Origin of the sequence: Pseudoselenomonas ruminantium (assembly GCF_900142515.1) — a bacterium.
GTDB lineage: Bacteria > Bacillota > Negativicutes > Selenomonadales > Selenomonadaceae > Selenomonas_A > Selenomonas_A ruminantium_D.
The window spans coordinates 26739-44458 of the sequence record NZ_FRBC01000025.1 but is presented as its reverse complement, the minus strand read 5'-3'; the positions used below and the strand labels follow the sequence as shown (position 1 = coordinate 44458).

Annotated in this window: 22 protein-coding genes; 21 read left to right on the top strand and 1 reads right to left on the bottom strand. The window is 51.4% G+C overall.

From position 1 onward, the window contains the following. Window positions 1–451 precede the first annotated feature (451 nt). Window positions 452–643 (bottom strand): 50S ribosomal protein L28, encoded by a 192-nt coding sequence (rpmB, locus tag BUB68_RS11930; RefSeq protein WP_014424781.1) that lies wholly within the window; start codon window positions 641–643, stop codon window positions 452–454. A 266-nt stretch (window positions 644–909) separates the two neighbouring features. Between rpmB and BUB68_RS11925 the strand changes: the two genes are divergently transcribed. The 21 genes from BUB68_RS11925 (at window position 910) to argR (ending at window position 17712) form a co-directional block, all read left to right on the top strand. Continuing rightward, on the top strand, window positions 910–2091 hold the full coding sequence (locus tag BUB68_RS11925; protein WP_073091688.1) for a type III PLP-dependent enzyme: 1182 nt from the start codon (window positions 910–912) through the stop codon (window positions 2089–2091). Further along, window positions 2091–2273 (top strand): hypothetical protein, encoded by a 183-nt coding sequence (locus tag BUB68_RS11920; RefSeq protein ID WP_073091685.1) that lies wholly within the window; start codon window positions 2091–2093, stop codon window positions 2271–2273. The genes BUB68_RS11925 and BUB68_RS11920 overlap by 1 nt, the downstream gene beginning before the upstream one ends. A gap of 114 nt (window positions 2274–2387) precedes the next feature. After that, window positions 2388–3182 (top strand): NYN domain-containing protein, encoded by a 795-nt coding sequence (locus BUB68_RS11915; protein WP_073091683.1) that lies wholly within the window; start codon window positions 2388–2390, stop codon window positions 3180–3182. A gap of 4 nt (window positions 3183–3186) precedes the next feature. Beyond that, the gene (locus BUB68_RS11910) at window positions 3187–3585 is read left to right on the top strand and encodes a DUF3783 domain-containing protein (protein WP_073091681.1); all 399 of its coding nucleotides are present in this window, start codon (window positions 3187–3189) and stop codon (window positions 3583–3585) included. A 7-nt stretch (window positions 3586–3592) separates the two neighbouring features. Beyond that, window positions 3593–4426: a hypothetical protein gene (locus tag BUB68_RS11905; protein WP_073091678.1), complete on the top strand. Its 834-nt coding sequence runs from the start codon at window positions 3593–3595 to the stop codon at window positions 4424–4426. 28 nt (window positions 4427–4454) lie between these two features. Then, complete coding sequence (locus BUB68_RS11900) at window positions 4455–5393, top strand: ABC transporter substrate-binding protein (RefSeq protein ID WP_073091676.1); 939 nt, start codon at window positions 4455–4457, stop codon at window positions 5391–5393. A gap of 1 nt (window position 5394) precedes the next feature. Continuing rightward, the gene (locus BUB68_RS11895; protein WP_073091674.1) at window positions 5395–6153 is read left to right on the top strand and encodes an ABC transporter ATP-binding protein; all 759 of its coding nucleotides are present in this window, start codon (window positions 5395–5397) and stop codon (window positions 6151–6153) included. After that, window positions 6150–6902, top strand: coding sequence for an ABC transporter permease (locus BUB68_RS11890; RefSeq protein ID WP_073091672.1), 753 nt, complete (start codon window positions 6150–6152; stop codon window positions 6900–6902). Before BUB68_RS11895 ends, BUB68_RS11890 begins: the two co-directional genes overlap by 4 nt. 7 nt (window positions 6903–6909) lie before the next feature. Next, window positions 6910–8520, top strand: coding sequence for a hypothetical protein (locus BUB68_RS11885; RefSeq protein ID WP_073091669.1), 1611 nt, complete (start codon window positions 6910–6912; stop codon window positions 8518–8520). Between the two features lie 115 nt (window positions 8521–8635). Next, entirely contained in the window at window positions 8636–9193 is a 558-nt protein-coding gene (gene efp, locus BUB68_RS11880) for an elongation factor P (protein WP_014424354.1), read from the top strand. 166 nt (window positions 9194–9359) lie between these two features. After that, window positions 9360–9776, top strand: coding sequence for an Asp23/Gls24 family envelope stress response protein (locus BUB68_RS11875; protein WP_073091667.1), 417 nt, complete (start codon window positions 9360–9362; stop codon window positions 9774–9776). A gap of 28 nt (window positions 9777–9804) precedes the next feature. Beyond that, window positions 9805–10380 carry an alkaline shock response membrane anchor protein AmaP gene (amaP, locus tag BUB68_RS11870; RefSeq protein ID WP_073091665.1) on the top strand — a complete coding sequence of 192 codons (576 nt, stop codon included), beginning with the start codon at window positions 9805–9807 and terminating at the stop codon, window positions 10378–10380. Between the two features lie 14 nt (window positions 10381–10394). After that, on the top strand, window positions 10395–10640 hold the full coding sequence (locus tag BUB68_RS11865) for a DUF2273 domain-containing protein (RefSeq protein WP_073091662.1): 246 nt from the start codon (window positions 10395–10397) through the stop codon (window positions 10638–10640). A gap of 41 nt (window positions 10641–10681) precedes the next feature. Next, window positions 10682–11107 (top strand): transcription antitermination factor NusB, encoded by a 426-nt coding sequence (gene nusB, locus BUB68_RS11860; protein WP_073091659.1) that lies wholly within the window; start codon window positions 10682–10684, stop codon window positions 11105–11107. A gap of 186 nt (window positions 11108–11293) precedes the next feature. Next, window positions 11294–12499, top strand: coding sequence for an exodeoxyribonuclease VII large subunit (xseA, locus tag BUB68_RS11855; RefSeq protein WP_073091695.1), 1206 nt, complete (start codon window positions 11294–11296; stop codon window positions 12497–12499). After that, entirely contained in the window at window positions 12499–12738 is a 240-nt protein-coding gene (xseB, locus tag BUB68_RS11850) for an exodeoxyribonuclease VII small subunit (protein ID WP_073091656.1), read from the top strand. The genes xseA and xseB overlap by 1 nt, the downstream gene beginning before the upstream one ends. Then, window positions 12735–13622: a polyprenyl synthetase family protein gene (locus tag BUB68_RS11845; RefSeq protein ID WP_073091653.1), complete on the top strand. Its 888-nt coding sequence runs from the start codon at window positions 12735–12737 to the stop codon at window positions 13620–13622. The genes xseB and BUB68_RS11845 overlap by 4 nt, the downstream gene beginning before the upstream one ends. 19 nt (window positions 13623–13641) lie before the next feature. After that, window positions 13642–15513, top strand: a complete 1872-nt coding sequence (gene dxs, locus BUB68_RS11840; RefSeq protein ID WP_073091693.1) for a 1-deoxy-D-xylulose-5-phosphate synthase — start codon at window positions 13642–13644, stop codon at window positions 15511–15513. Next, window positions 15513–16322 carry a TlyA family RNA methyltransferase gene (locus BUB68_RS11835; RefSeq protein WP_073091650.1) on the top strand — a complete coding sequence of 270 codons (810 nt, stop codon included), beginning with the start codon at window positions 15513–15515 and terminating at the stop codon, window positions 16320–16322. The genes dxs and BUB68_RS11835 overlap by 1 nt, the downstream gene beginning before the upstream one ends. A gap of 32 nt (window positions 16323–16354) precedes the next feature. Continuing rightward, entirely contained in the window at window positions 16355–17224 is an 870-nt protein-coding gene (locus BUB68_RS11830; RefSeq protein WP_256625920.1) for an NAD(+)/NADH kinase, read from the top strand. 35 nt (window positions 17225–17259) lie between these two features. Beyond that, entirely contained in the window at window positions 17260–17712 is a 453-nt protein-coding gene (argR, locus tag BUB68_RS11825) for an arginine repressor (RefSeq protein ID WP_073091689.1), read from the top strand. Window positions 17713–17720: the final 8 nt, after the last annotated feature.

The window sequence follows — 17720 nt, the reverse complement described above, 5'->3', positions numbered from 1 at the left end:
AACCTACGGGAACTGCACTTTAGAAAGGTTGAGCCGAGAAAAGAGCCTCGTTTCTACGTATTCGAGGAGACATCGCCCTTACGGCTTGTAAAAATGTCCAAGGTTGACGTAGACACCTCGTTCAGCGGCAAAGCCGCCTACATGAAAATAGCAAAAACAAGTAACCTCAAATAGCATAAGCCTATGAGGTAGAGGGCGTAGTGCTGCGTCCAGTTGTGGTAGTTGCTGCGTAGACCGCTTGCTTGGTTCGGACTAATCCGATACTCGGCTTGTCGAGAGCAGTTAATGAGCAACAAAATTTATAAAGATATTTAACATATATTGCTAAGTTTGTTTATAAATACAGCATACCATTATCTTACAACATTTGGACAGGAAATAAAATAACCCTACCGCAATCGCGATAGGGTTATTTTATGATATATCAGCTTTTGGTGATATTATGCGCAAATTAAAGGGCACGCTGAACCTTACCAGAACGCAGGCAACGCGTGCAGACGTTGACACGCTTAACTTCGCCTTCAACGACAGCGCGTACACGCTGGATGTTCGGCTTCCAAGTGCGTCTCGTCTTCAGATGGGAATGGCTGACATTGTTGCCAGACAGTTCGCCTTTAGCGCAGATTTCGCAAACACTTGCCATGTGTTACACCTCCTTAAACCTGTGGGAGCCTACTGCTCCTAACACACAATAATGGTATTTTAGCACAAAAAGCAGGGGGGTGCAAGTATTTTTACTTGACACCCCTGAAAAAATTTTTCCGTATTGTAGTTATTGCGCAGTTTTGGGAGAATGCAGCTTTTATTTTCATTTTATATTGTTAATTTGTATCATTTATATTACAATGTAACCTATGAGATGAACAGTTGTCAATTCATCTTAAATCTATTATCGGAATGGGTTGTGTTATGAAAAATTTCAGACTTAGCGAAAAAGAAGTAAAAACGCTTGCCAAGCGTATCCCGACGCCCTTTTTGGTGGCTTCACTGGACAAGGTTGAGGAAAACTACCAGTTTATGCGCCGTCATTTGCCGCGGGCGGGAGTGTTCTATGCGATGAAGGCGAATCCTACGCCGGAGATCTTATCTCTGCTGGCTGGCCTTGGCTCACACTTTGATGTGGCTTCGGCTGGTGAGATGGAGATGCTCCATGAGCTGGGCGTAGATGGTTCGCAGATGATATATGCCAACCCGGTAAAGGATGCCCGGGGGCTGAAAGCGGCCAGGGATTTCAATGTACGCCGTTTTACCTTTGATGATCCGTCGGAAATCGACAAGATGGCCAAGGCTGTGCCGGGGGCCGATGTGCTGGTGCGCATTGCTGTCCGCAACAACAAGGCTTTGGTAGATTTGAATACGAAGTTCGGTGCACCCGTGGAAGAGGCATTGGATCTGCTCAAGGCTGCACAGGAGGCCGGCTTGCACGCGATGGGCATCTGCTTCCATGTGGGCAGCCAGTCCCTGTCTACGGCAGCTTATGAGGAAGCCCTGCTGGTGGCCCGCAGGCTCTTTGATGAGGCTGAGGAAATGGGCATGCATCTGACAGACCTCGACATCGGCGGTGGGTTCCCCGTTCCCGATGCCAAGGGTCTCAATGTGGATCTGGCGGCCATGATGGAAGCAATCAACAAGCAGATTGACCGTCTGTTCCCGGATACGGAAGTCTGGACGGAACCGGGCCGTTATATGTGCGGTACGGCCGTGAATCTTGTTACTTCTGTCATCGGTACGAAGACCCGTGGAGAGCAGCCCTGGTATATTTTGGATGAAGGCATCTATGGCTGCTTCTCTGGCATCATGTATGACCATTGGACTTATCCGCTCCATTGCTTTGGCAAGGGCGCCAGGAAGCCGTCGACTTTCGGTGGCCCGAGCTGTGATGGCATCGACGTGCTCTATCGTGATTTCATGGCACCGGAACTCAAGATCGGGGACAAGGTGCTCGTGACGGAAATGGGTTCCTATACCAGCGTCAGCGCTACGCGGTTCAACGGTTTCTATCTGGCTCCGACCATCATCTTTGAGGACCAGCCGGAATATGCGGCCCGTCTGACGGAAGATGATGATGTGAAGAAAAGGGCGGCTGTATAATGGATATCGAAGAAATCAAGCATATGCTGTTCCATGCCTTGACCGAGGAATCTTTAGCGATGCGGCTGGATGCGGCAAAAAGCCAGCAGGAAGTGTATGAGATCCTGCAGGAGCTCTCTTACTTTACGCTGAGTATGGAAGAATTTCAGCAGGGCATAAAGGCTATGCAGGAAGAAGCTTGACAGATTGCCTGACCAGTCATATCTTGACTAGTCAGGCAATTTTTTAGTAGGATTTTTTCTTTTGGCAGCGAATACAATAAAATATATGTATAATGACATTGAAGGAAGGATTTTATGACATTGGTTTCTAATAATGAAGTTGTAGCAATTTTATATGACATCGAAAATGCTCCCTTTGAAATGCTGAATTTCACTCTGAGCAAGGCACGGCGGTATCAGCCTTGCCGCACGATCGTGGTATCTGACTGGGAAGCGCGGCCGGAACAGAAGCGCTGGGAAAGATTGCTGCGGCGGCCAGGCTTTACCTTCCGGCAAATCAGCCGGACCTATCAGGGGAAGAATTCTCTGGATTCAGCTATCTATGATTCTGCCAAGCTGCTTTATGACGAAGGGGTGCGGCGTTTTTTCATCATTACTACGGATTCAGATTTTGTGAAGATTGCGGAATATCTTAATTCAGACACGCCATCTTATATCATTGGTGTGGGGACTAAGCAGGCTAGTGAAGCTTTGCGCAATGCCTATGATGAATTCTTCGTCTATCCTCCGGAGGAAAAAAAGACAACCCGTAAGAAAAGTGTGGCCAAGGAGATTGCGGAGCCCAGGGCTGTAACGGAAAAAAAACCAAGAGCCAAGAAAACGGTCAAGGCCGTATCTGATGAAACAGCAGAAAAGGCAATGAAGGAAGTGACCGCGCCAAAATCTGCTAAAACAGCTAAAACCACTAAGGCCGCCAAAACGGTGAAAAAAGTCAAGGAAGCCTCGCTGGAAGAGGGGATCCTGATGGTCAATCTGCCCCGTACTTTGCGGCAGGCTTTGACGGAACGGCAGGCTGCGGAAGGTGTGTCGATGGACGAATTAGTAACTTATTTGTTGATGCGGGGGATAGCCCGTTGGGTGGAGGATTGAGTCAATGAAACGTCAGGAACAGGTATTGTTCTATCGATTCCAAGATGAAGATAAATTGGCTGTGGCCTGCAAGACTCTGCATAAGCTGGGAATCATCACAAAAGTTCTGCCGGCAGATGCCTGGCGGGAAAAAGTAGGTTATTTGCTGGGAGCGAAAGGCTTTCAGCCAGCTAAGTCCAAGGGGGAGGATGATTTCGTTTTTCCACATGAGGTAATGGTCCTGCAGAATATCCGGAACAAGCGGCTGGATGAGGTACTGATGGCTCTGAAGGATGCTGGTGTGCCTCATATCCGTTTCAAGGCGGTGGTGACACCTTTCAATACACTATGGACACTTCGGCGTTTATGTGAGACAATGCAAAGAGAGCATGGCGCTCTGACAGAACGTGAGAAAGTGGAGTAGGACATTAATGAAACAAAATGATTTGGATAAAACACAGCTGATGCCACAGCTAAAGGAGTCTGATACGCAGCCGTTGCCACGGGTTACGGAAGATACGGAAACAATCCAGCCCGCATTTCCGCAGCAAATGAGTAAGACGGAAAAGCCCGCTGGTGTGCGCGAATTACCTCCTGAACCAGCATTGCCACGCAAGGAGCAGGTTTCCTCTGGAACGATTTTTACGCCGGGCAGGAAGCGGGGGCTGATCCTGGCAATCAGCTTCGCGGTGGCGCTTTTGGGCGGTTTCCTGTTGGCCGGGTACAGTCAGGATCAGTCTGAAGCCAGACAGAATCAGCATGCCATGGAACAACAGCAATTCCGGGAACGGGAGCAGAAACTGGCGGATCAGGAAGCTGATCTCAAAGCGCGGCGGCAGGAACTGGAACGGCAGAAACAGGAACTCCAAAGCCGGGAACGGGAACTGGAAGCTCAGTCCAGCCGGGCAAAGGGACGCAATGAAGCCATTCAGGAAAATATGCCGGATTCTGCTTTTGGTAAGTTGATGGACCGGGTCACGGGCAAAGAGGCTAAGCGCAAGGAGCAGATACAGGAAAATGAGAAGGTTTCTGCTCAGGCCGATAGCGATGTGGCCAAGCTTAAACAGTCCATTGCTGAGGCACAGAACATGCTGGATGATGTGGATGCCAAGCTTGATACTGTTGCGGAGATGCAGCAAGAAGCCAGCCGGATAAAAGCTAAGGCTGAAAGTGCCTATGTGGAAAATAAGGACGTAATCGATAAAGCCGTACATTATGTTCAGATCGGTGCAGATGTCCTGTCGGATTGGCTGACCACAAAATGACCACAAAAAATGGAAAGAAGGATTTGCGTTGAAAAAGCTATTTGTTTTACTGGTGGTGCTATTGTCTATAGGTGCTCTCACAGGGTGCGGTGCAGATAAGACGGCAGAAAAAGCACGACAGCCTTTGAATATTGGCCTGATGCCGGATACGGATTCCCTGCCCTTTATCATTGCTCAGGAAAAAGGATACTTTAAAGAAGAGGGGCTGGAGGTTAATATCCAGCAGTATAAGAGTGCCATGGACAGGGATTCAGCTTTGCAGAGCGGAAATCTGGATGGGGCTGTTTCTGATATGCTGGCGGTAGCTTTTGCCAAAGATGGCGGGTTTAACGTGAAGGTGACTTCTTTTACAGATGGCAGTTATAAACTGGTGGCAGGCAGCCAGTCTGCTGCAAAATCTGTGGCGGACCTTAAGGGGCAGGACGTGGCGGTTTCCCGCAACACGATCATTGAATATGTTACAGATCAGATCCTTGCCAAAGAAAACATGAGCGGGGACAGCATCAATAAGGTGATCATCCCGCAGATTCCTGCCAGGTTGGAAATGCTGCAGAATGGTAAACTGGCAGCGGCAACGTTGCCGGAACCCATGGCTAGCATCGCGGTGCACAATGGCTGTCAGTTCATAACAGGTTCTGATGAATTGGGCATCAATCCCGGCGTGATCATGTTCACGGCCAAGACCACCAATGATTGCCGGGCAGAACTCGCGGCCATGTACCGGGCTTATAACAAGGCGGTGGATTATCTCAATAACACGCCGCGGGAAGAATACATGGATTTAGTCATAGAAAAAGGCGGATTCCCGCCAGCGGCCAAAGAGGCAATGAAACTGCCTGAGTATCATCATGCTGCCCTGCCCAAGGAAAGCGATGTGGTGGACTGTGTGAAGTGGCTGCAGGCCAAGGGCTTGATTAAGAAAAATTATACTTATGCTGATTTTGTAGTAGATGTTCTGAATAAGTGATATGATTGCAATAGAAAATTTGGCAGTAGCTTATCAAAGCGCACGACAAGAGAATATGGCATTGCAAGATGTCAGCCTGACCGTTCCGCAAGGAACGGTTTGTGCTGTTATCGGACCTTCTGGCTGTGGCAAATCTACGCTGTTGAAAGTGGTGGCGGGATTGATCCGGAATTACACCGGCTCCGTGCGTATCAATGGCGAAAAGGTAAACCCGCAGAAACTGTGCATTGGTTTTATGCCTCAAAATTATGGCCTCCTGCCTTGGCAGACGGCAGGCGAAAACATCCGTTTGGCCTGCCGATTGAAAGGTGGCTGGTCTGCGGACAAGAAGGAACAAATGCACGACCTCTGCCAGAAGCTGGGGATTGAGAATCTGCTCAACCGCTATCCGCAGGAGCTGAGTGGTGGGCAGCAACAACGGGTAAGCCTGGCCAGGGTGTTCCTGCTGGAACCGGATATCTTGCTGATGGATGAACCGTTCTCCGCGCTGGATGCCATTACGCGGGAAGAGATGCAGGATGTGTTCCGGGATTTATGGGAAGATGCGGGCATTACCACTATGTTGGTGACCCATTATGTGGAAGAGGCATTGTACCTGGGACAGCAGATCGTGCTGATGTCCAGCAGTCCTGGCACTGTAGCGGAAGTCATGGATAACAGGTGGCAGGGCAGCCGAAGCTGGGAGGATTTACCGGATTTTTTTGTCAAGGGACAGGAGCTGCGGGAAAAAATCAAAGCCATGGGGGCAAGGCCAGTATGATGAAAAAGAGTAAAGTGGTATTCCAAGCCTATCTATGTGGACTGGTTTTCCTGCTCGTGTTATGGCAGGCAGCAGCTTTTTGGATACAGTTACCGATTATCCCTGCACCAGATCTGGTATTTGGACGGCTCAGTGAGATTTTTGCTGACAAAATAGCCATCCATGCAGCTTACAGCCTGTGGCGGATCGTGGCAGGAATATTGTTGGCTGTGACAATCGGCTATCCGTTAGGCTTGATTATGGGATATTTTATGCGGGCAGATCGTTATCTGGCACCGTTGGTATATCTGACATATCCGGTTCCCAAGATTGCTTTGTTGCCGGTGTTGATGCTCTTGGCGGGCGTAGGTGAATTGTCGAAGATCATCATGATCTTCTTGATTGTGGTATTTCAGATCGTCGTGGCATTGCGGGACGGCATTCGTGCAATCCCAGCAGAAACGTATTATCCCTTGTATTCGCTGGGGGCTGGATTCTGGCAAGTATTCCGTTACATACTTGTGCCCGCGACTTTGCCTAACTTTATCACGGCAATCCGGGTGGCGATGGCCACAGCGGTGTCCGTGCTGTTTTTTACGGAGACCTTTGGTACACAGTATGGTATGGGGTATTTTATCATGGATGCCTGGCTGCGGGTAAACTATCTGGAGATGTATACGGGAATTGTGATTCTCAGCCTCATGGGGTTATTGCTTTTTGGGGTTTTGGATCTTATCGAAGGACATGTTTGCCGGTGGCAGATGAAATGAGGTTATCATGAAGACGTTAGGAATAATAGTGCTGTTGCCGATGGTGCTGCTGGGACTGCTTATGGGGGCGCAGTTTTCCTGTGATATGTGGACAGGGCAACAGGGGGATGCTGTAGTGAACGTGCACAGTTTTGGAGAGACGGATGTGGAAATCCTGCAGGATGTCCAAAAGGCCAGTGCATATTTTCCCCAGTTCCTTGAAGGGGCCATGCAGCTGAAAATGAAGCGCACGGTTGATGTCTGGGTCGGTGCAGACCGGAAAAAGTATGAGGAACTGATGACAGGCCGTATGCACGAGTCTGCTGAGTCTGCCCGGCAAAAGGCGCAGTATACCAGCGGGCAGGCTTTAGCCGGCAAACAGCTTTGTGCGATCAATGGCGATAAAAACTCATTGAAAACGGTAAGTGACCGATATAGTACGACGGGGCATGAGCTCTTTCATCAAATTCAGTATGAGCTGAGTGATGGGAGTCATGAAGAGAAGAAAGCCCTGTTTTGGCTTGATGAGGGATCGGCGGATTATGTAGGGGCGCAGCTTTGCGAAAAACTTGGCGGGCGTTCTGTCGAGAAATGGTATCTGGATGCTAGGTTTTCGCTTTTTACAGCTAAGCAGATGGCAGATATAAGCTGTCTGCAGCATATTTCGGAAGAGGAAAGATTGCAGCTTTTGAATGCGGATATGCGTTCTTATAGCCTGTCGGATGTGATGACCTATTATTTATTGCAGCATTATGGTGCAGGGCAGCCGGACAAGAAGATCGTAACGTACTATCAGACCTTGAAGAAGGATAGTGCAGAGGACGCTTTTGCCAAGACCTTTGGCATAGAGATGCAGGCGTTTTTGCAGGAGTTTGTGGCATGGTGGCAGCAGGAACGCAGCAGGCCGGCAGATATCAAGCTGATTGCGCGGAATGGCGTGACGGAAGGACAGCGGCAGGATTTTGCTGCGCATCTGTCAGCGGGGCGGAAATGGCTGCGCACGCATTGGGGGCGCGATTTGCATGGCGATTATCAGGTCGTTTTGGTAGGCAGTGAAGATGATTTTGTCGCAGCGATGCAGGAATATGCTCAGGTGGGGCTGGATTCTGCTCGGCAGATGGCATCTGGCAGTATCTGGGCAGAGAATGGCAGTACGATTTTTTTCAATATCAGCAAGGCTGATGATACGCAGCAGCTGATTTTTGCCAGTAGCAGCCTGGTGGCTCGTCTGTTGCTTATCCAGGAGCTCGGGGGAGAAGAAAGCGGCGTGGAATGGTTGTTCCGTGGCAGCAGTTATCTGGCAGGCGTTGCTTGTCTCATTGAAAGTGGACAGGGGGACCTGTCGGCTTATCAGCGCAGCTGGCGCAAGGAGCTGCGCCGGCAGACACCATTGCCCGCGCTGGATAAGATGCTTACAGCAGATGCTGTGCGTGATATGGACAAGCAGTATGATAGCAATGAAGTGGCGCGGCTCAGCGAATATGGGACAGCAGAACTTGTGCAGCGTTATGGCTGGCAGAGTTTGTATATCTGGGCACAGGCAGCTCGAGCCAGCGGCGATGGCAAAAAAGCTTTTGCCAATGTCTTTGGTGTCAGCGTAACGGATTTTGCCGCTCAGGTACATCGGATGGTTTACTGAAAAGGCCGATTAAAATTCCCTTGAACAGTAGCAGGCAGTTGTGCTATAATTGTATCGTTATATTGAAATTGAACCGCTTAGAAAAGCATTCAAATTTATTGGAGGGCGTAAGTTAATGATTAATAGTACTGATTTTCGCACGGGTTTGACCATTGAAATCGATGGCAACGTATGGCAGATTGTGGACTTCCAGCATGTAAAGCCGGGTAAGGGCGCTGCTTTTGTGCGCACGAAAATCAAGAACGTTGAGACTGGTGCAGTGGTAGAACGTACGTTCAACCCGAATGAAAAGATGCCGGCTGCTCACCTCGAGACCCGCACGATGCAGTATCTCTATGAAGCGGATGGCATGTATACGTTCATGGATACGGAAACCTATGAACAGAGCGAACTCAACACCGAGACGCTCGGCGATGCTCTGAACTACCTGAAAGAAAACATGGAAGTGAATCTCCAGACTTTCAAGGGTCGCATCATCGGCATCAGCCTGCCGAACTCCGTTAACCTCGAAGTTACGGAATGCGAACCCAGCGTAAAGGGTAACACGGCTACGGGCGCAACGAAGATGGCTAAGCTCGAGACTGGCTACGAAGTTCGCGTACCGCTCTTCATCAACGAGGGCGATGTGCTGCGCATCGATACCCGCACGGGTAACTACATCGAACGTGCATAATTAAGTTCAAGATGTTCGGTTACTGCCGCATCATTTCAATGGTGCGGCAGTTTTTAGCGTTGCATGTAATTTCCCATAAACTTGCATAAATTTGCAGGATTTTGCCTATTTATTCGCGAAAGATATGATATAATAGACACAGATATTATTTTGTGAGTCAGATGGTATGGAGGGATTTGTAATGGAACAGGCAAAAGAAATGGTAAAAAAAGACAATTCTCTGGGCTCGATTCGCATTGCTGATGAAGTTGTCAGCATTATTGCTGGCCTTGCTGCTACGGAAGTGGAAGGCATTGCCGGCATGAGCGGTGGCATTGCCGGCGGTATTGCTGAGATGCTGGGGCGCAAGAACTTCGCCAAAGGTGTAAAGGTTGAAGTCGGAGAGAAGGAAGCTGCCGTTGACCTCTATATCATCGTAAAATACGGTGTGCGCATACCGGATGTGGCATTGGCTGCGCAGGAAAATGTCAAACAGGCCATTGAGAATATGACGGGCCTTTCCGTAGTGGAAGTCAATGTCCATGTGCAGGGCGTAGGTTTCCCCGATGAAGAGGAAAAGGCGGAAGAGGTGCGCGTCCGCTAAGGGCCGTATGGCGGAAGAGGCGTAATCTATGAGCGTAATCAATCGGTTTTTGTTGTTGCTGCTTTCGTTGGCAGGGCTTGCGTTGTCGGGAGCAGTGTTGGCGGCATTTGTGCAGATCTTGCCGGAGAATGTATGGCTCAAGCAGCTTCATTATGTTTTGGCTCAGCAGGAGACACTGGCAGTCTGTATGGTGTTTTTGCTGATTTCGGTGAAACTGTTGTTGGCAGTTTTTTCGCGCAAGCCAGGTGACACATCAATCAGCAAAGGTGAGTATGTCATTGATGCGGGCCCGCGTGGTGAGGTCCGGGTGGCACTGGAGGCTATGCGCAGCCTGGCTGACCGCATGGCGCGGGAAGTCCATGGCGTGCGTGATGCCCGGGTGAAGATCAAGGCTAAGACTCAGAAGGGAGGAGCGGCCAGCCTGTCCTTGGATGTGGATCTATCCGTGGGCCGGGAGGCGGACGTTTCTCAAGTGGCTAAGACGCTTACAGACCGGGTACAGGAACATTTCCGTCGTACTATGGCATTGGAAGATGTTCCTGTGAATGTGGTGGTATCGGAAGTTTCTGATGCGGAGCCAGAAAAGAAACATCGTGTGGTTTAAGGCGGTGAGGCATAGTGAAGGAAGAATTTGAGCATATGCTGACCCGGTTATGGCAGGATCACCGCGGAAAGACCTTAGGTTTTGGGATTGGCATGCTTCTGGGTACAGCCGTTCTGATCTTTGGTTTTTGGCATACCTTTTTCGTAATCTGTTGCGGCCTGATTGGCCTGTTTATCGGGTGTCAGCTGGATAACGGAGAAGATGCCGTAGAACGTGTACGTGAAAAGGCATGGCAGTTGTTTGAACGTTTTCAGCGATGAAGACGTGTTTGTGAAAAGTAAGGATTTAAGGAAGGTAAGTAATGAGTCGTAGACAAGCAAGGGAAGCAGCCCTGCAGGCGCTTTTCCAATTAGATTTGAATCCGGGCGAGGCAGATCAGCAGGAGCAGTATGAAACGCTCGCTATCGATACGGTTTTGGGCGAGGCCGAAAAAATGAGTGCTCATGACCGGGAGTTTGTAAAGGCGCTGGTACATGGAACCAGAGCACATATAGCAGACATCGACAGCCTGATTGCCACCAGTTCCAAGGATTGGAAAATTGAGCGTATGGCAACGGTGGACCGCAATATCACGCGATTGGCAACCTTTGAGATTCGTTTCGCGGAGGAAAAGCTCACACCGAATATTGCGATTAATGAAGCTGTGGAACTGGCGAAAAAGTATGGTACGGATGATTCCAGCCGTTATGTCAACGGCATACTCGGAGCCATGATGAAGGCTCAGTGATTGACCAATACTGGAGCTGTGAAAAGAGCCGCCCCCTATGGGGGGAGGGGGACCGCGTAAGCGGTGGAAGGGGCTTTTGAGGACAGATGTGCCTTATGCCCTTTCCGTCAGCCGATAGCTGACACCTTCCCCAGGGTGCAGGCTGTTCATAGCTCCAGTTTCGTGCGTATGGGGGGCTTGCGTGTTGTGACTGTTCATTCCGTCAGCGATGTGAATCGCTATATAAAAGATCTGCTGGCTGGAGAACCGGTGCTTAGGGGCATTGCCGTGCGGGGAGAGATTTCCAATTTCAAGAGATATCCTTCCGGCCATTGCTATTTCACGCTGAAGGATGCAAATTCCGCGCTGAAATGCGTGATGTTCCGCAGTTATGCGGGAGCCTTGCGCTTCGTGCCTCAGAACGGCATGCAGGCAGTGGCAGGTGGCAGCATCTCGGTCTATGAGCGGGACGGCGTTTATCAGCTCTATGTCGAAAGCCTCCTGCCTGAAGGGACGGGAGATCTGGCTCTGGCCTTTGAACAGCTCAAGGAAAAGTTGGCCGCGGAGGGTCTGTTTGACGCGTCAAGAAAACGAGTCCTGCCGGCATTTCCCAAAAAGATCGGCGTCGTGACCAGCTCCGCTGGCGCGGTGCTTCGAGATATCTACCGGGTATCCAAGCGGCGCTGGCCACAGGTGCAGTTGGTGCTTTATCCTGTGCAGGTACAGGGGGAAGGCGCCGCAGGACAGATTGCCGCCGGCATTGGCTTTTTCTCCCGCAAATATCCCGTGGATGTGATCATTGCGGGACGTGGCGGCGGTTCGATGGAGGATTTATGGGCCTTCAATGAGGAAGTGGTGGTCAGGGCCATTGCGGCGGCGAAGGTGCCGCTGATTTCCGCCGTAGGCCATGAGACGGACTTCACGTTGGCAGATTTTGCCGCTGATGTGCGGGCAGCCACACCGTCGCAGGCTGCGGAGCTGGCCGTGCCTGACCGGGCAGAAGTCAGACGTCAGGTGGAGAACCTGACCGGGCAACTGACCCGTCAGATGCAGGGGGCCATCGCCGCCCGCCGGGCAAGGCTCGAAAATATCCTGCAAAGCCGTGTGCTGCGGGAGCCGCAGGCCATGCTGGCAGAACGGCGCCAGCGGCTGGACTTCCTGCTGGCCGGTTTGCAGAAATCGGCGCAGGCGGATATGCAGGCCAAACGGCACCGTCTGGGCCTGCTTCTGAACCGTCTGGCGGCCATCAATCCGGCCGCCGTGATGGGCCGGGGCTATGGCCTCCTGACTAGGCAGGATAAACTCATCACGAGTGTAAGGGATGTGGCGGTGAATGATGAACTGAAGGTGACGCTCAGGGACGGTAGTATCTTCGTGCGGACACTTGCAATAAAGGAAAAGGGTGACAGGTAATGCCAAGAAAAAAAGAACTTTCCTTTGAGGAATCGCTGGACAAGCTGGAAGCCATCGTGGAAGCGATGGAACAGAGCGATACCAGCCTCAAGGAGCTGATGGCCAATTACACGGAGGGCATGAAGCTTGGCGAAGCCTGCCTGCAGGAACTGGCCAAGGCCGAAGCGGCCATGGATCTGGTAATCAAAAAAGACGGCAATAAGATTGCGGAAGCAGAATTGAACATAGAAGGGGAATGACCATGGAATTGAAGAAAATCTGGCAGGAACGCAGTGCTTTGGTAGAGGCGCAGCTGGTAAAAGAATTGAATGAAGAAAATCCTTTGGACAAGACGCTCTGTGAGTCCATGAAATACAGCCTGATGGCTGGCGGCAAACGCCTGCGCCCGGTGATGCTGATGGCCGCAGCCGATGCAGTGGGGGCAAAGGGGACGGACTATCTGACCACAGCCTGCGCTCTGGAGATGATTCATACCTATTCGCTGATTCATGATGACCTGCCGGCCATGGATGATGATGATTACCGCCGGGGCAAACTCACCAACCATAAGGTCTATGGTGCAGGCATGGCCACTTTGGCCGGGGATGCCTTGCTGACTCTGGCCTTTGAAGTCATGTTGCGCCAGCAGGGAGTCAAGGCTGAAACGCTGGTACAGGTGGTACGGGAAATCAGCATTGCTGCCGGTCCCGATGGCATGGGCGGTGGACAGGCACTTGACCTGGAGTCGGAAAATAAGCAGATTTCCATGGAGACCATGAAAAAAATCCATTTGGGCAAGACCGGGGCGCTGTTCCGGGCCGCTATCCGCAGCGGCGCTATCCTGGGCGGTGCCAGCGAGGAAGCTTTGCAGGCTCTGACGGTATATGCGGATAACTTCGGCCTGGCTTTCCAGATTACCGACGATATCCTGGATGTCATCGGTGATGAAGCCGTGATTGGCAAGCCGGTGGGCAGTGATGAGAAGAACCATAAGTCCACTTATGTGACGCTGACTTCGCTGGAAGAAGCACAGAAACTGGCGCAGGAGGCTGTGGATACGGCTGTGAATGCCTTGCAGATGTTTGGGGATGAGGCAGATTTCCTGCGGGAACTGGTGGCCTATCTGGTAAAACGCAATAAATAATGGGGAAGTGCGGATGATCATGTATCCACTTTTAGAAAAAATCAAGGAAGCAGCTGACGTCAAACGTTACAGCGTCAGCGAATTGGAGCGGCTCGCTAAGGAATTGCGGGAGTTTATCGTGGAGACGGTGGCCGATAATGGGGGACATCTGGCACCGAGTCTGGGGACGGTGGAGCTGACATTGGCTCTTTACAGCGTCTTCAACTTTCCTAAGGATAAGCTGATTTGGGATGTGGGGCATCAGGCTTACAGCCACAAGATACTCACAGGCCGCCGGGACAGGTTCCATACCCTGCGCCAGAAGGGTGGGATCACCGGTTTTCCCAACCGCTTTGAATCGAATTATGATGCTTTCGGTGTCGGCCATGCCAGCACGTCGATTTCTGCCGCTCTGGGGATGGCGATATCGCGGGACTTGAGCGGCCGGAACAATGAAGTGATTGCCGTAATCGGCGATGGCGCCCTGACTGGCGGAGAAGCTTTTGAAGCACTGAATCAGGCGGGCGATTTGGGCAAGAAACTGATTGTCATCCTGAATGACAATGAAATGTCCATTGACAAGAATGTCGGCGGTCTCAGCGAATACTTGTCCCGCATCCGCATCACGCCGCAATACAATAAGGCCAAAAAGGACATGGGCAGCCTGCTCATGAGCATTCCTCATATCGGGGACAAGGCATTCCGCACGGCGCAGGTGGTCAAGGACAGTGTCCGGGCTGCGCTGGTGCCCGGCGGCATTTTTGAGGAATTGGGCTTTCACTACATCGGGCCGGTAGATGGGCACAATATCAGCCTGTTGCAGGAAATCCTGCAAAGTGCCCGGGAAATGAATGGCCCGGTACTGATCCATATCCATACGACAAAGGGCAAGGGATATGTGCCTGCAGAAATGGAACCGGATAAGTTCCATGGCATCGGCAGATTCAATAAGGAAACAGGCAAATGCCTGCCGAAAGAGGGTGCGCCGTCTTATACTTCGGTCTTCAGCAAGGCGCTGATTGAACTGGCGGACAAGGACAGCAATATCACGGCTATCACAGCGGCTATGCCCAGCGGCACAGGCCTCAAGGCCTTCGGCCAGGAATATCCCGCCCGCTTCTTTGATGTGGGAATCGCCGAGGAACATGCAGTGACGTTGGCGGCTGGCATGGCTGCGGATGGCAAGCATCCGGTGGTGGCACTCTATTCCACCTTTGCCCAGCGGGCTTATGACCAGCTCATGCACGATGTGTGCCTGCAGAACCTACCGGTGACGTTGTGCCTGGACCGGGCCGGGTTGGTCGGTGCCGACGGGCCCACTCATCATGGCGCCTTTGACCTGTCCTACCTGCGGCATATGCCCAACATGACAATCTTCGTGCCTAAAGATGAGGCAGAGCTACGGGATATGCTGGCTACGGCGGTCAAAATGGAGAGACCCACAGCAGTACGTTATCCCCGTGGCAATGGCAAAGGTGTGGAACTGCAGGCTGGGTTCCGTGATGTCCCGGTGGGGAAGGCTGAGATCTTGCGGGATGGCAGTGATGTGGCGATCCTGGCGTTAGGGCCGATTACGTATAAGGCTATGGAAACAGCGCAGCTTCTGCAGCAACAAGGGATTTCCGCTGCTGTCGTGAACATGCGCTTTGCCAAGCCTTTGGATACGGAGATGATTCAGCGGCTGCGCCATGTGAACCTTTTGGTAACCGTGGAAGAAAACTCGTTGGTAGGCGGTTTTGGCTCTGGCGTGGCCGAATACCTGACAGACAGTGGCCTGGCGCGCAGCGTGGATTTATTGCGCCTGGGCTTGCCGGATCGGTTTGTGGAGCAGGGCACACAGGAAGAGCTCTTAACGCTCTGCGGCTTGCAGCCGGAACAGATGGCAGAACGAATAAAGGAAAGATTGAAGTAATGGCAAAACAGAGATTAGATATACTTTTGGTCGAACGCGGACTGGCTGGCAGCCGGGAACGGGCCAAGCGCATGATTATGGCAGGCGAGGTCCTCGTGGATAATCAGAAAGTGGATAAGGCCGGTGCTACGGTCAAAGCCGAGGCGGAAATCCGCCTGCTGGGCAATGACATTCCCTATGTGAGCCGCGGCGGCCTGAAACTGGCCAAGGCTATGGCTGAATTCGGCGTGGAAATCACAGGCAAGCGCTGTGCGGATATCGGCGCTTCCACCGGCGGCTTTACCGACTGCATGTTGCAGAATGGCGCCGTGCAGGTCTTCGCCATCGATGTGGGCTATGGTCAGCTGGCATGGAAACTGCGTACCGATGAACGCGTGGTCAATATGGAACGCACGAATATCCGTAATGTGACACCGGATGATATCGGTACTTTGTTGGATTTTGCCTCGATTGATGTGGCGTTTATCTCCCTGACTAAGGTATTACCTGTCACCCATACCTTGCTGAATGATAATGGTGAAGTCGTGGCACTTATCAAGCCCCAATTTGAAGCTGGCAGAGAAAATGTCGGCAAGAAGGGTGTGGTACGCGATCCCAAGGTGCATGAGGATGTTATCCGCAAGGTCACGGCTTTTGCCCGCGAAATCGGTTTTTGTACGATGGCGCTGACATTCTCGCCAGTCAAAGGGCCGGAGGGCAACATTGAATATCTCGTCCGCTTGTCAAAAGACCAGACGAAAGAGGACACGGTCACTGAAGAGCGCATTCTTCAGGTAGTGGCCGAAGCCCACGGCGAACTGGATAAATAAACGAAAAAGGGCCAATTAAGGAGCGATGTGTTATGCCAATCAAGACCATTGCCATATTTCCCAATGTGAGCAAACCGCAGTCACCGGAAGTGCTGCGGCGGATCTTGCAGTTTTATCAGGATAAAGATGTGCGCTTGATGCTTCCTGTAGATGAGTCGCGATACTTTGAACTGGAATATTTAGGGGTGCCGGATATCGAAAAACAGCAGGCGGATATTGCCCTGTCCATTGGCGGTGATGGCACATTGCTGGGGGTCTGCCGCCGCTATGGTGCCAGCGCGGTACCTGTCTGCGGCATCAACATCGGCACACTGGGCTTTATGGCCGATATCGAGCTGGGCGAGCTGGAAACGAAACTGCAAAAGCTGCTGGATGGCGATTACCGCATTGAACATCGCCTGCTTTTGGCTGGCTTTGCCAAGTCCGATGGGGAGGAGCGCTTCCTTGGCCATGCCATCAATGATGTGGTGGTGACCAAGGGCGGTGTGGCGCGCATGCTGCATCTGGGACTGTCCATCAATGAATCCCATCTGATGGATTACAAGGCAGATGGCGTTATCATATCCTCGCCCACCGGCTCCACGGCCTATTCCCTGTCCGCAGGCGGCCCTATCATGAGTCCGTCCATTCAGGCATTGCTGGTAACGCCGATTTGTGCGCATACGTTTAATATGCGTCCGCTGGTGGTGGGGGAAGATGATGTGGTGCATATCAAGATTGCAGCCATCCATCAGGATATCCTCGTGACCTTTGATGGGCAGGAGAGTTTTCGGCTGCTTCCAGGAGATGAAGTGACGGTAATGAAGTCTACGGCCCGGGCCGGGATTATCAAATTTGAGGATAAAGACTATTATCAGATTCTAAGAACCAAACTATGGAAAAATTATGGGGTGGAATCATGAGTCGGATAAAGATGAACAGACGGGAGGGTGAAAGCGTGAAAAGTGTGCGTCAGGCGGTGATAAAAAATATCATCGAGACTCAGATCATCGAAACACAGGAGGAACTGGCCGATGCTCTGCGTCAGCAGCGCATCAAGGTAACTCAGGCCACGGTGTCACGGGATATCAAGGAAATGATGCTGATAAAGGTTCCCAGTGGTGATGGGCGGTATCGTTATGCCTATCCCATGAAAAATACAGTTATCTTTACGGAAGAACGCATGCAGCGGCTCTTTCAGGATACAGTAGTGAATTGTGATTACAGTGAGAATATCGTGGTGGTCAAGACATTGCCCGGTGGAGCCAATACGGTGGCTTCTGCTCTGGATCATGCCAACTGGCCGGAAGTACTGGGAACGGTGGCTGGAGATGACAATATTTTCATTATCGTCAAACCGAAAAGTGCCGCTGCTATTGTTACCGAAAGGCTCTTATCTTTTTTGCAGTAAAGGAGCAG